At 38.1% G+C, this 13526-nt stretch carries 14 protein-coding genes; 7 read left to right on the top strand and 7 right to left on the bottom strand.

All coding sequences use genetic code 11. From position 1 onward, the window contains the following. Positions 1-16: 16 nt before the first annotated feature. The 4 genes from CBF33_RS09265 to CBF33_RS09250 form a co-directional block, all read right to left on the bottom strand. Positions 17-1477 carry a flotillin lipid rafts scaffold protein FloT gene (locus CBF33_RS09265; protein ID WP_126763684.1) on the bottom strand — a complete coding sequence of 487 codons (1461 nt, stop codon included), beginning with the start codon at positions 1475-1477 and terminating at the stop codon, positions 17-19. Between the two features lie 12 nt (positions 1478-1489). Next, positions 1490-2011, bottom strand: coding sequence for an NfeD family protein (locus CBF33_RS09260; RefSeq protein ID WP_126763682.1), 522 nt, complete (start codon positions 2009-2011; stop codon positions 1490-1492). Between the two features lie 122 nt (positions 2012-2133). Further along, positions 2134-5505 (bottom strand): ABC transporter permease, encoded by a 3372-nt coding sequence (locus CBF33_RS09255; protein ID WP_126763679.1) that lies wholly within the window; start codon positions 5503-5505, stop codon positions 2134-2136. Between the two features lie 10 nt (positions 5506-5515). Beyond that, positions 5516-6217 carry an ABC transporter ATP-binding protein gene (locus CBF33_RS09250; RefSeq protein WP_126763677.1) on the bottom strand — a complete coding sequence of 234 codons (702 nt, stop codon included), beginning with the start codon at positions 6215-6217 and terminating at the stop codon, positions 5516-5518. Between the two features lie 148 nt (positions 6218-6365). Between CBF33_RS09250 and CBF33_RS09245 the strand changes: the two genes are divergently transcribed. Next, a complete protein-coding gene (locus CBF33_RS09245; protein WP_126763674.1) occupies positions 6366-7049 on the top strand; it encodes a DNA/RNA non-specific endonuclease in 684 nt (227 codons plus the stop codon). Continuing rightward, a complete protein-coding gene (locus CBF33_RS09240) occupies positions 7046-7534 on the top strand; it encodes a hypothetical protein (RefSeq protein WP_126763671.1) in 489 nt (162 codons plus the stop codon). The genes CBF33_RS09245 and CBF33_RS09240 overlap by 4 nt, the downstream gene beginning before the upstream one ends. A 41-nt stretch (positions 7535-7575) precedes the next feature. Here CBF33_RS09240 and rpoE read toward each other — a convergent pair whose 3' ends face one another. Together rpoE and CBF33_RS09230 are read right to left on the bottom strand one after the other, a co-directional pair. Next, the gene (rpoE, locus tag CBF33_RS09235; RefSeq protein ID WP_126763667.1) at positions 7576-8196 is read right to left on the bottom strand and encodes a DNA-directed RNA polymerase subunit delta; all 621 of its coding nucleotides are present in this window, start codon (positions 8194-8196) and stop codon (positions 7576-7578) included. Between the two features lie 73 nt (positions 8197-8269). Continuing rightward, positions 8270-8710, bottom strand: coding sequence for a YwiB family protein (locus CBF33_RS09230; protein ID WP_126763665.1), 441 nt, complete (start codon positions 8708-8710; stop codon positions 8270-8272). Positions 8711-8867: 157 nt separating this feature from the next. On the opposite strand from CBF33_RS09230, the gene CBF33_RS09225 reads away from it, so the two are divergent. From CBF33_RS09225 to CBF33_RS09205, 5 genes are all read left to right on the top strand, one after another. After that, the gene (locus CBF33_RS09225) at positions 8868-9737 is read left to right on the top strand and encodes a lipoate--protein ligase family protein (RefSeq protein WP_126763663.1); all 870 of its coding nucleotides are present in this window, start codon (positions 8868-8870) and stop codon (positions 9735-9737) included. Continuing rightward, the gene (locus tag CBF33_RS09220) at positions 9724-11097 is read left to right on the top strand and encodes an HD domain-containing protein (protein ID WP_126763661.1); all 1374 of its coding nucleotides are present in this window, start codon (positions 9724-9726) and stop codon (positions 11095-11097) included. Before CBF33_RS09225 ends, CBF33_RS09220 begins: the two co-directional genes overlap by 14 nt. 1 nt (position 11098) lies before the next feature. After that, positions 11099-11905, top strand: a complete 807-nt coding sequence (gene yidA / locus CBF33_RS09215) for a sugar-phosphatase (RefSeq protein WP_126763658.1) — start codon at positions 11099-11101, stop codon at positions 11903-11905. Between the two features lie 74 nt (positions 11906-11979). Continuing rightward, complete coding sequence (gloA, locus tag CBF33_RS09210) at positions 11980-12354, top strand: lactoylglutathione lyase (RefSeq protein ID WP_126763656.1); 375 nt, start codon at positions 11980-11982, stop codon at positions 12352-12354. Positions 12355-12482: 128 nt separating this feature from the next. Next, the gene (locus CBF33_RS09205; protein ID WP_126763654.1) at positions 12483-13307 is read left to right on the top strand and encodes an NUDIX domain-containing protein; all 825 of its coding nucleotides are present in this window, start codon (positions 12483-12485) and stop codon (positions 13305-13307) included. A gap of 76 nt (positions 13308-13383) precedes the next feature. Here CBF33_RS09205 and CBF33_RS09200 read toward each other — a convergent pair. Next, positions 13384-13526: transposase (locus tag CBF33_RS09200; RefSeq protein ID WP_148112236.1), on the bottom strand; the 143-nt coding region annotated here is incomplete at its 5' end.

Raw genomic sequence — 13526 nt, 5'->3', positions numbered from 1 at the left:
CTGGCCAATCCTTTTTTTATTCATCATTCATGTTCTCTTTGTTCTGTGGCTGATTTCCTACAAAATTCTCTAATAAATTTTTTAAATCTAAGCCTGTCGTTTCTTTTAATGTTTCTTGCGAAGAAGCAAGCAAGTTAGTAGCGTAGTTCGTCACGCGGTTCGCTCCTCCATTTTTACTCTCTCCATTACCGGTATCAACAACGGAAATTTTCTCAATATTGCCAAGAGGTTGAGCCGCTTCTTTCACGATACTTGGTAATATTTCAATGACCATACTTAGAACCGCTGCCTCCCCATATTGTTTGAACGCTTCCGCAATTTTAGCTTTTGCTTCCGCTTCAGCTTGCCCTTTCGCTAAGATAGCTTCTGCCGCTGCTTGACCAGCTAAACGAACTTCTGAGGCATTTGCTTTAGCCATTGCTTCCACACGGAATTGTTCAGCTTCTGCTTCAGCAACTTCGCGTGCTTTACTAGCTAAGGCTTCTTGTTCACGCGCATAACGATCGGCATCTGCTTTCTTTTTCACTTCAGAATCATATTGTTTTTCTCTTCTGATAATTTCTTTTTCTTCTAATTCAATTTGCTTTTGTCTTTCAATTACTTTAACTTCCATTTCTTGAGCGACTACTTCTTGTTGTGCTTTCGCGCTTTCAAGATTGTATGCTTGGTCAGCTTTCGCTTTTGCAATATCTTGCTCTTGTTTATAAGCTGCTAATTTTAATTCCTTTTCTTTAGCGGCTTCGGCAATTTCTGTTTGTCGTTCTAACTCGGATTTTTGGGATTCTTTTTCAGCTTGTGCTCGCTTAATCCGTGTTTCTTTATCCGCTTCTGCTTCAGCAATATTAGCATCACGTTTTACTTGAGCAATTCTTGGTTTACCAAGTGAATCAAGATAGCCATTTTTATCTTTCACTTCCTTAATTGTAAACGATACAATGACTAAGCCCATTTTGGCTAAATCCACGCTCGCCACTTCTTGAACACTTTGACTAAATTTATCACGGTTTTGATAAATCTCTTCAACAGTCATCGAACCTAAAATCGAACGTAAATGTCCTTCCAATACTTCACGTGCTTCATTTTCAAGTTCTTCACGTGTTTTACTTAGAAACTGTTCAGCCGCTGTAGCAATTTCTTCAACAGAAGAACCGATTTTAATAATAGACGTTCCATCTGCCATAACAGGTACACCTTGTTCTGTATAAACTTCCGGAGTGGACACATCTAACTTACTGGATAACAGGCTTAAACGATTGGAGCGTTGGAAAACTGGTAAAACAAAAGCACCACCACCACGTACAATCTTAACTTTATTACCTGATTCATCTCGATGCACATTTTTCGTGCCTAAGTATGAACCACTAATAATTAATGCCTCATCTGGCTTGGCTGTTTGATATTTTGATATAAATACAACCAACAACATTAATAAAATAAAAACAAAAATCCCTACTGCTACTAATACTCCTACTGCCATCACTTCATCTCCTTATGATATAAAATTTTCTTTATAAGGCACCACATAACATACGTGATTTCTTACTTCAATAATTAATACTTGACTACCATTTTTAATTGACTCTGTTTGTTCTTCGTAAAAACTTGCTGGACGGGTTGTTGATCCTGTAACGCTACTAATCTTAATTTCTCCCATTCCCGTTATCGGAATCGGTGTCACAACGGTGGCGACACGCCCTTCAAAACTTTTTTCAGTAGTTGAGAGTGTAGATTCTGAATTTTTCAGTGGTACAAGTACATAAAAGTTTAATAGGAAAACCAAAATCGTTGCAAGCGCTACCCCTATTAATAAAATAAAAAGACTCGACAAAGTAGTTAAACGCTCTCCTAAAAAACCAACTAGTGAAACAAATGCTAACCACGGAACAATTAACATTGGATCTAACGGACCGTCAAACTCAAAAATATCACCAAACAAGAAAAGTAAAATGGCAATCCCCGCACAGACTAGCAACCCATAAAAATAAATTGTTTCTAATGATAATGAACCCATTTAGATAACCTCCTCCCAACAATTGGTGCGTACCATTGCTTAATTTAAGTATACACTATTTCAATATCCGTCAAAAGAAAAATCGAAAAAGCCTTGAGAAAAATCTCAAGGCTTTTCTTAACTTATTCAGAAGATTTTAATGCTTCAATCATATCAACTTTTTTTAATTTACGATGCATGATTAACATGACGATGAGAGAAAAGAATAAGGTTAACACTCCTGCATAAGCATAACTTTGCCAATGTATCGTGGGTGAAAACATTAATTGATTCACTTCAGCTGTTTCTAATACAAAACGATGAAGTGCCTTTCCTAAAAAGCCACCTACAATTATTCCCAAAACTGTCAAAATATTATTTTCGCGATAAACATACATCGTCACCTCGCGATGATAAAAACCAAGAACTTTAATTGTCGATAGCTCACGAATACGCTCTTCAACGTTAATATTCGTCAAATTATATAAAACGATTAGGGCTAGAGTACCCGCACAAATAATTAAAACCCATACAACAACAGTCAGACTATCAATCGTATCCGTCATCGCATCACTCGTTTCACTTAAAAAAGTCACATTTAAGATATTATCAGATTTCATCCACTTTTCTGCGACTTGTGCCTCTTCTTTTTCCGTCATCGCGTCTGTCTGAACTAAATCAACATTATAAGTTGGCGCTTTTCCGAATACTTCTTCATAGTACTTAGGAGATAAGTATAGATAGTGCATGGCGTAATTCTCAATAACTCGAGCGATTTTCACTTCATGACTTCGATTTTTACTGTCATATAGTTTTAACGTATCTCCCGGCGATAGTTGCCATAGTTTCGCTAACTTTTCACTTACGAATGCCCCTTCATCACCCAATTTGAAAACGTCTCCTGATTTTCGTTGATTAAACAATACAAAATTCGGTAGCTTATCCATCTCTTCTGGCACTGTAACGTAAACTTCTTGATTGGTTAAGCCTTTCTTTTTCACTGTCATCATTTCTTGTGAAATAGCTAAATCATCACGATAATGCGTGCTTTCTTTTAATAAATCGGTCACTTTTTCCTCACTGTCGCGTACTACTATACTCTGATAATCCCAAAGTTTGTCAAACTGAATCGCGACAACATCCGTAATGGAGTCACGCAACCCAAAGCCTGTTACCATAAGCGCCATGCCACCCGCTACACCAAAAACAGTCATAAACATCCGCTGTTTATAACGAAAAAGATTTCGGGCGGTCACTTTTTGGTTAAAGCTTAAACGACGCCAAATAAATGGAATACGCTCGAGTAAAATACGCTTACCTGCTTTTGGTGCTTTCGGTCGCATTAAAATAGCTGGCTGACTTAACAAGTCAACACGCAAGACAACGTATGTCGCAAGAAGCGTACCGGCAATTGCCACGACAAACGACTGAATAATGTAACGTGAATAATATACAATCGTAATTTTCGGTAAATTATAAAGTGCCCCGTACGCATCAAAAATCACATTTGGAAACAAGTTAAACCCTATTAAAAGTCCTAAGGTTGGCCCTATCGTTGCCGCTAAGGCGGCATATAACATAAATTTCAAAGCAATTTCATGATTTTTGTAGCCTAAGGCTTTCATCGTTCCGATTTCTCCACGTTTATCATCAACCATACGCGTCATCGTTGTTAGCGAGACGAGCGCTGCGATTAAGAAAAAGAAAACGGGGAAAACCGTTGCGATAGAAGAAATGCGGTCAGCATTTTCTTTAAACTCTGAAAAACCTGGATAATCATCACGCGTCAAATAAAGGTACGCTGGTTTTTTTAGCTCAGATAGTTTTTCTTTTTGTTTTGTTAATTCTACCTGTCCTTTTTCCCACTCTTGTTGTCCTTCAGCTAACTTGTTGCGTGCTTCTGCTAACTGAGCATTAGCCTCTTGCCACTCCTTTTCCTTGATATCAAGTTCCTCGGTAGCGGCTTGTTTTTTCTGCTCTAGTTGTTGATAGCCTTGAGAAAGTTGTTCGTCTGCTTGGTAAAGCTGATCGGCTCCCGCCATAATAGCTCCTTTAGCACTTGTTAATTGTGCCATACCATTTGAAAAAGCTTCATATTGATTGCGAAATTCATCAATTCCCGACTCTAAACTAGCTAATTCAGGTATACCATCTTTTAGTTGCTGAAATTCTTGTCGTAACTCATTAGACAAAGGTAAAACATAGTCCGCTTGCTCTAATCTGCCCAGAAATAAAACAACTTGTTTTAACAATAAATACTCTGGAGATTCCGGTGTCGGCAATGGTGGTTGGCTTGGTTCCGTTTCCGGCTGACTTTCTTCAATTTCTTCAGAACTTGCTATTTCATCTTCCGTTGTTTTTGGCTCTAGATTTGGAAGCTCCGGAGCTGTTTCTAACTGAGCAAGTTGTTGTTCAAAAACGTTTTTCAACTGTGTCACTTGTTGATGAAGTTGCTGCTCACCAGCTATTAATTGCTGACGTCCTTGTTCTAATTGAGCTGATTGCACTTCTACCGTCTGCTTTTGTTTTTCAAATTCTTGTTTCTTTTGTTCTAGTTCTTTTACTTTGGCATCTAATTGTTGGCGTGCTTCTGCTAACTGTTGCGACAAAGCCGCACGTCCGTCCGCTAACTGCACGCGTCCATCTTCAAGCTTCCTCTCATTTTCTTCAATGATTCGTTGAGCGTCATCTAGATCGGATTTACTATTTCTAAGCTCTGACTCTGCTTCTTTTAATGGTTTTTCATATTCTGTTTTCCATTCATCTAACGTTTGTTGCGGGCGCTTTGCTAAGTATTTTTTTAATTTTTTTTGTGACGCCTTAAATGTCCGTTCGTATTCTTGGCTATATGTTACTTTGTCATTTAGACCTTGATAGCTAATCGCAATCTCGGTATAAACAGGCAAATCAAAATCTTTTTCATTAATAAGCATAAAAAAGTCTAAAGACCCTTTACCGACTTGAGTTGTCCCACGACTCATATTTTCTATATAAAGAGGTGAATTAACAAAGCCGACTACGCGAAATTCATTTTGTTTGAGTCCCTCTACGTCACTATCGGATAAAGTAATAGTATCCCCGATTTTGATATCTTGTAAATAACTTGCCCGATAATCGACTGCCGTCTCTCCAGAACTTTTCGGCATTTTCCCTTCCACTAGCACAGGACGATTAAGCTTTATTTTTTCATGCCAAGAGTACAGTCGTATCGTCCGATTATCTTTTTCAAGATTATAATCTAATGAGTAACCTGGTTCTGCTGTTTCTATAAATTCGGCTTTCTTAACAAAATCAACGTCCTCTTTAGAAAAACCAGCCGTACTGATTAATTGGTTATCCATCAAATGTTGTCGTTTCACATAACTATCAGCCGTTTTTAGCATATTAGGACCGGTTGCTTTTACCCCCGCATACAGTGAGACCCCTAATAAGATAATCCCTAATATTGATAAGAAACGTGCTTTTGATTGACGTATTTCACGCCATGTTGTTTTCCACAATGCTGTTTTTTTCATCACACGTCCCCTACCATTCTATTGACTCTACTGGGACAGGCTTTTCATTTAATTCAACACTACGAACGCGCGCATCATTAATACGTATGACACGGTCGGCCATTGGTGCTATCGCGGAGTTATGTGTAATAACTACAACAGTCGTGCCCATTTCTCGACAACTCGTTTGAAGTAACCCCAGTATTTGTTTTCCCGTTTCATAGTCAAGAGCACCGGTTGGTTCATCGCATAATAATAATTTAGGATTTTTCGCTAACGCTCGCGCAATCGCTACGCGCTGCTGTTCTCCACCTGATAGTTGTGCAGGAAAATTATCTTGACGATGAGTCAACCCCACTTGCGCAAGTACCTCGTCAATATCTAGTGCATGAGGTACTATTTGCGAAGCTAATTCCACATTTTCCTTTGCTGTCAAATTAGGCACTAAATTATAAAATTGAAAAACAAATCCTATATCATAGCGTCTAAATGTTGTCAGTTCTTTCTCGTTTAACCCGACTAAATCAACGCCATCAACCAAAACTTGGCCTTCATCAGCCGTGTCCATTCCACCTAAAATATTTAATACTGTCGATTTTCCGGCGCCACTTGGCCCCAGTATGACAACAAATTCGCCTTCTTCTATTTCAAAAGATATTGCATCGTTAGCAACTATCACTGACTCGCCCATTTGATACCGCTTATACACATCTCGCAATGCCACATAGCTCATACTATTCCTCCTCTGATTGCTCTTCTTGTTTATTATACCTGTCTTTATTCTCGATTTCTAACATTTACGTTATAAAAAATCAGGTTTCAACTTTGATTTGAATACGGTATACTAGCGTTAAGTACGTTTTGAAAGGATTATTATAACCATGTCAAAGAAAAATAAAAAAGCGATTCGCAATCGTTTAAACCCTACACTCGTTTCATTTATCACCATTGTTATTCTTATTTTAGCTGCTTTAGGCTTTCAAGTACCTGACTTTTTATATGAGTGGTTTCCAGAAAGTCAAATTGGAACGGTCTCGACTGACCGCAAAACATATAATGAATTCGAGCCAGTCGAACATGGAGCAGCTACGTTTACAAAAGAAGAGCTAAAAGATAGTCAAACGGGGTGGATTAAACTCTTCCCACTCGACCATCTTGAACGCGCGACAGGGGCTGAAGCGCTTATTACACCCGACATGATAGGTACTGGTACTAAAGCTAATCAGTCAATACGTCCACCCGGCTTTATCTCTGGTTTAGAGCCACATAATCACGCTCGCGGCCATTTAATTGGCAATCAACTCGGTGGTACGGGTGATGATCCGAAAAATCTCGTTACATTATACCAGTTCCCAGTGAATAGTCCTTATATGACAAAATACGAAAACGCTATTCGCAGTGCAGCGGATAATGGAGATCATATTCGCTATCGCGTCATTCCGATCTACGATGAAAAAGAGTTAATGCCGGTGGAAATACATATGGAAGGACAGAGCACGCTACCTACAGGAACGATAAATTTTAATGTCACCATTCCAAATAAACCAAAGGAGGCAAAAAAATGAGTACACTGTTTAACACCGTTCAATACCGACTCCCTGACAAAGACATCCAAACATTTCTTTCATATATTGAAGAACGCAAATTGTTTCAATACTTAGATTACTTTTTACTCGATCGTCAACGCTTTATCCCTCAATTCCAAGAAGAAATGACGTATCTAGCTTCTGATACAACCATTTCTCAAGCATTTTTAGATACGCATCACTATCATGTCGTGTCACGAACCATCGATGGTGATTATCTTGCAGCCAATAACCAGCAAGTCGTTGTCATTCCTAAAAGTTTTCACCTTAACGATTTAGAATATTTCAACATGCCTATGATTGATTTCTGGGTTGCCTTAGAGAAAGGGGAAATTGATAGTCAGTTTTTACCCGACTTTAGTTCAGATATGATGGAAGATATTGAAGAACCTATCGAGGAATCTAACACATCGCCTGACGAACCACCTCAAAAAAGTAACTGGTTTCGTCGACTTTTCCATTAAAATAAAAAAAGAACGCGAAAGAAAATTCTTTCGCGTTCTTTTTATTCTTCCTCTTCGTCGTCTTCAAAGTCTAAGTCAGCATCGATATCATCTTCATCAATAATCGTTAGTTCATTTTCAACTTCGTCTGGAATATCTTCGTCGTCATCGGTCATATCATCTGCACCGATTTCTGATAAGTCTTTTCCATAAGCAGCGATTTCTTCGTCTTCGTCGACTTCTTCGTCATCTACGATATAATCGTCATCTTCTTCGTCAATATCACTATCTTCAGGATCATCGTCATTGTAATCAATTGCATCTTCATCATCCATATCAAGAAAAGCATTTACTTTTTTACGTTTGCGTCGTTTTGGACGATCTTCATCATCTTCATCCGCAAAGGTAGATACTTCTTCGTCTATCGAATCAACTGGATACCATGAACGTAATCCCCAACGATTTTCACCCAACGATATAAAACTTCCATCGATATTTAAATCTGTATAAAACTGAGATAAATTTTCTCGAATCTCACTATCGGCTTTTTCTAAATAGTTTTGGATTTGGTTGACTAAGTCAGAAAATTCCATGATGTCGCCGCGCTCTTCTAAAATAGCATGTGCGACTTCAATCATTGATAATTCATGTTTGTTAACACCTTCAAAAATTTTCATTTCCAAACAGTACACGTCCTTTCGCAGTCTACTCTTTATCATACCGTATTTACTACTAAAAATGCAATCTCTTTTTGCTTTATGCTGTGAATTTCAAGCGCAAATGATAAACACCTAGTTTTTCTTCCCCAGCCATCAAATCGTAGTCAATCGCTACCGTCCCCGAAAGCGGTCTGTCTTTCAACGTCACTCGTAAGTTATGTGTCATGGTACTAATCGTTAACATACCGTAAGGGGTTAAATAATCTGTATCATTTTTGTCTTGGTAGCTAAATCTTAAACGCATACGATTCTCTCCGTCACGAATAAGTTGAACACTTCCGTAAGGGTTCAATTTAATAGTAACGTTCGTAGCTGCTTGATTTTTATCTTCAGGCTCTTGATAGCGTAAATATAAGGTGCCACCAATTTCGACTAATTGGCCTTCCACTTCATAAAAAAATTCTTCCAATTCATCATGCTGATAAATTTCTGTACGTAGCGTCAGCATGATTGGCGTCGTTTTGCGTGATTGTGACATCGTTTCACCTACTTTTTATGTTCTCTTCTTTATTTTACCAAACTATCACTCATTTGTCTGTTTTAGTGAAAGGGAATGTTTGATACAAATATATCTCTTTTATTAGCTATTTCAGTTATAATAAACACATATACTAATTAAAGGATGGACAGACATAATGAAATTACAACCACTTGACCTCTATCAAAACTACTACTATTACGATCAAGGTGTCCTGCCAAATGAGCAACGTTTCGTACCATTTGCTTTATCCGATGCTTTTACGTTAAACGTTGGGGAACATCAACGACCTTATCTTCATTTTTGGCAACTACCCAATACGGTGATTTTAGGAATGAAAGATTCACGCTTACCAGAATTAGCTCATGCCTTAAACTTTTTACAAGAAGAAAACTATCACGTCATGTTCCGTAGCTCAGGCGGACTGGGCATTGTCGCCGATGCTGGTGTGCTTAATTTTTCTTTGATTATTCCGCAACCAAAAGACCACAATCTCGAGATTAATCCCGCATATGAAATCATGACTGCTATTATACAAGAAGCCTTTCATGATTATAAGGTCACGATAGAAGCTAAAGAGATTGTGAATTCTTACTGTCCGGGCGACTTTGATTTAAGTATCAATGATCAAAAGTTTGCAGGTATTGCACAGCGTCGAATTAAAAATGGGATTAGTGTGATGATTTACCTGAGCGTTAACGGAAATCAATACCATCGAAGTCAGCTTATGCATGATTTTTATGCTAAAGGAGACGCCGAACGGTCCAAGCACGTCTATCCTTTAGTCGAGCCGACAGCGATGTCGAACTTATCCGACCTGTTGGGCGACGAGTTAAGTGTGGCAGAAGTTAAACGACGTATAAAAGACGTGTTTACTAAAACGCTTAATGCCTCTTTAGAGACGTTGAGTGCAGAGAAACTAGCGTCAGAAGAGTTCCAGACGACTTTAGCTCCTCATCTTAAAAAAATGGCAAAACGAAATGAAAGTATTTTTACAGAAATAGGTGAGCAATTTGACGCAAAATAATCATAACGAGTACCTACCTATTGAGAAAGTTTTTCGCGACCCTGTTCATAACTATATACACGTTCAGCATGCGGTCATTTTAGACTTAATCAATACACGCGAGTTTCAACGTTTAAGAAGAATTAAACAACTAGGAACCACTTCTTTTACCTTTCACGGAGGTGAGCACACACGCTTTTCACATTCGTTAGGTGTCTATGAAATCACTCGCCGAATTTGTGACATATTTGAACGAAATTACTCAATAGCAGTCGATCCCGTTCATGGATGGGATGACAACGAACGACTAGTCGCCTTATGTGCGGCCCTTCTTCATGATATTGGACACGGCCCGTACTCTCATACTTTTGAAACGATTTTTCAAACAAACCATGAAGAAATTACAATTGCTATCATTACTTCACCGGAAACAGAAGTTTTCCAAGTGTTAAATCAAGTGGCAGAAGGATTCCCTGAGAAAGTGGCCAGTGTTATTCGTAAAGACTATCCTAATCCACAAGTCGTCCAACTTATATCCAGTCAGATTGACGCCGACCGGATGGATTATTTGTTACGAGATGCATATTTTACAGGCACGGAATATGGGACGTTTGATTTAACACGTATCTTACGTGTGATACGTCCTCATCGTGATGGCATTACCTTTACAACCAATGGAATGCACGCTGTCGAGGACTATGTCGTCAGCCGTTATCAAATGTATATGCAGATTTACTTTCATCCTGTTTCTCGGGGTATGGAAGTCATTCTCGATCACTTATTAAAACAAGGCGCAATATGTTATCAAAAAAATCCCAAACCTTTTGAAGAACATTCGCGTTTACTCGTCCCTTTTTTCAAAAATGAGTATACACTTGAAGATTATCTCAATTTAGATGATAATGTACTCAATAGTTGTTTTGTTTTGTGGCGTCAGTCATCAAATTCGTTACTAAGTGATTTATCCAATCGCTTTTTAAATCGGCATCCTTTAAAGTCCGTGACTTTTTCATTAGAAAACGACACTGACTTAATAAAGGAAATGACCGCTCTAATCGAAAAAGTCGGCTATAATGCTGCGGCCTATACGGCGATTAATACAAGTTTTGATTTGCCTTATGACTTTTATCGTCCCGATCAAAAATACCCACGGACGCAAATCGAAATGATGGAAAAAGACGGCACATTAATTGAGCTTTCACAACTCAGTGCTTTAGTCGCCGCTTTATCCGGACAAACCTATGGAGATGAACGTTTTTATTTCCCTAAAGAAATGCTCGCCGACCCCAAAGAGAGCTTATTTGCAACTGACTTCGAAACATTTCAATCTTATATACACAATGGACGCGTACGCGCTCCAGAATTAAAGGAGAGACCATAATTTGACTATAAAACTTGTCACCATTGATATTGATGGAACACTATTAAACAATAATCACGAAATTTTACCAGAAGTAAAAGAGACTATTCAGCAAAAAAGAGCCGAAGGCGTTCAAATTGTTTTAGCATCTGGCAGACCTCTTATCGGTATGCTTGACTATGTTAAAGAGTTAGGCTTAACGAGTGATACCGATTATATTATTAGCTACAATGGCTCACTCGTCTTAACTGCTGGTTCTCATGAAGTCCTTGTTAAACACGTTTTAACGCATGACGAATATATTGAAATAGAAGCACTTAGTCGCCAAATCGGCAGTCACTTACATGTTGAAGATATGGAAGCCATCTATACAGCAAACCGTAATATCAGTCCTTACACTGTTTTGGAATCCTATTTAACAAATATGCCTATTCGTTACCGCACGGTGGAAGAAATGGACCCTGACATGATGATTAGCAAAATGATGTTGATTGATGAACCAGACGTTTTAGACGCTGCTGAGAAAAAAATACCGGCATCACTCTATGACAAGTATACCTTTGTCAAAAGTATGCCATACTTTTTAGAAGTCTTGAACAAAGAAGCAAGTAAAGGCAATGCCCTTCACGACTTAGCTCAACGTTTAGGCATTAAACAGGAAGAAACTATGGCGATAGGTGACAATGAAAATGATATTTCCATGTTACAATATGCCGGTATCGGAGTTGCTATGGGAAATGCAACAGACAAAACGAAACAGTATGCAGATAAAATTTCTCTTACAAACGAAGAAGCTGGCGTCGCCTATGCCTTAAAAACATGGGCTTAAGCAAGATAATTCACATTGAATGGTGTTTTTGTTACACTTAATGGAGAGTTAAAAAAGAAAGGATGATACGCAAAATGAAAATGGCACATACATGTGTACGCGTAAAAGATTTAGAAGCATCGCTTGATTTTTATCAAAAAGCTTTTGGTTTTGAAGAATCAAGAAGAAGAGATTTCCCAGAAAATAAATTTACTTTAGTATATTTAACCTTACCTGGCGATGATTATGAGTTAGAATTAACTTATAACTACGATCATGAAGCTTACGACTTAGGTAACGGTTACGGTCATATTGCCATATCCTCTGATGATTTAGAAAGCTTACATGCTAAACAAAAAGAAGCAGGCTTTGATGTCACTGATTTAAAAGCTTTGCCAGGTGTTCCACCTTCTTATTATTTCATTATGGATCCAGATGGCTACAAAATTGAAGTAATTCGTGAAAAATAACGATAACGTAAAAGAATGAGCATTTCTCGCTCATTCTTTTTTTATGTCTATCTTAGCGGTAAATAATTTACTTTTAAATGAATTCTGATACAATGAAATGGTATCATCAGTTGAAAGGATGTCATCACGTGCAAAAGTTTGAATCAAAAGAGCAGGAAAAACACTATTACGAAACACAAGCAACTGAGAAAGACTTTTTAAGTTGGTATGCCAAACAGGCACAACCTAAATATGAGAAACCGTCTGTCACGGTTGATAATGTTTTGATGAGTTATAATCGTCAAGAAGACGCACTTAAACTATTGCTTATTCAACGTAATACGCACCCTTTTCGTTTTGCATGGGCCTTACCTGGTGGTTTTGTTAATCCTCATGAATCAACGGCAGATAGTTGTATCAGAGAAACTAAAGAAGAAACTAACGTGACCATTAGTAAGCAAAATATCGAACAACTTCACACATTTAGCACACCTCATCGAGATCCGCGTGGCTGGGTGATTACAGTGAGTTATCTTGCGTTTATCGGTGAAGAGCCACTAACAGCTGGCGATGATGCGAAAGAAGCTAAGTGGTTCCATATTGAAAGAGAGGGTGACCTCTTACATCTCACTCATCCAGAACACGACAGCATCATTTTAAACTTAAAAACAAACTCTTCGGTCGGCCCTTCTACTTTGGCCTTTGACCATGAACAAATTATCATCAAAGCCTTTAACCGAGTTAAAAATAAAATGTATCATGAACCTAAAGTCTTACATGTCTTAGGAGCAGACTTTTCGATTACAGAGGCACGAAAAGTGTTTGCTAAATTTTTAGGTATTCCTTACCGTGATATCGATCACTCAAACTTTAAAAAAGCCTTACTTCCGTACTTAGAAGAAATCGGGGAAAGACCTATTGGAATTGGTCGACCTTCTAAAATTTACCGTTTGAAACAGTTAAATCAAGATTAAAAGGCTCTTTGTCAAATAGGACTGATGAGTCAAAATGAAGTCGAAAGATGAGTGGAACTCGTTCCATTCATCTTTTTTATTTTACTTCAATGAGGCGATTCATCATGAATATTCTTAATTTCATGTTCTCAAATGATTTAAATCCATAGGATACCCGTTTTAAGGTTTTAATATGTGTGTTTTTAGCTTCAATCTTACCGTTTGAATAGGGATATATGA

It is taken from the genome of Vagococcus lutrae, from assembly GCF_003987555.1.
GTDB lineage: Bacteria > Bacillota > Bacilli > Lactobacillales > Vagococcaceae > Vagococcus_A > Vagococcus_A lutrae.
This window is presented reverse-complemented; position numbering and strand designations above follow the sequence as displayed.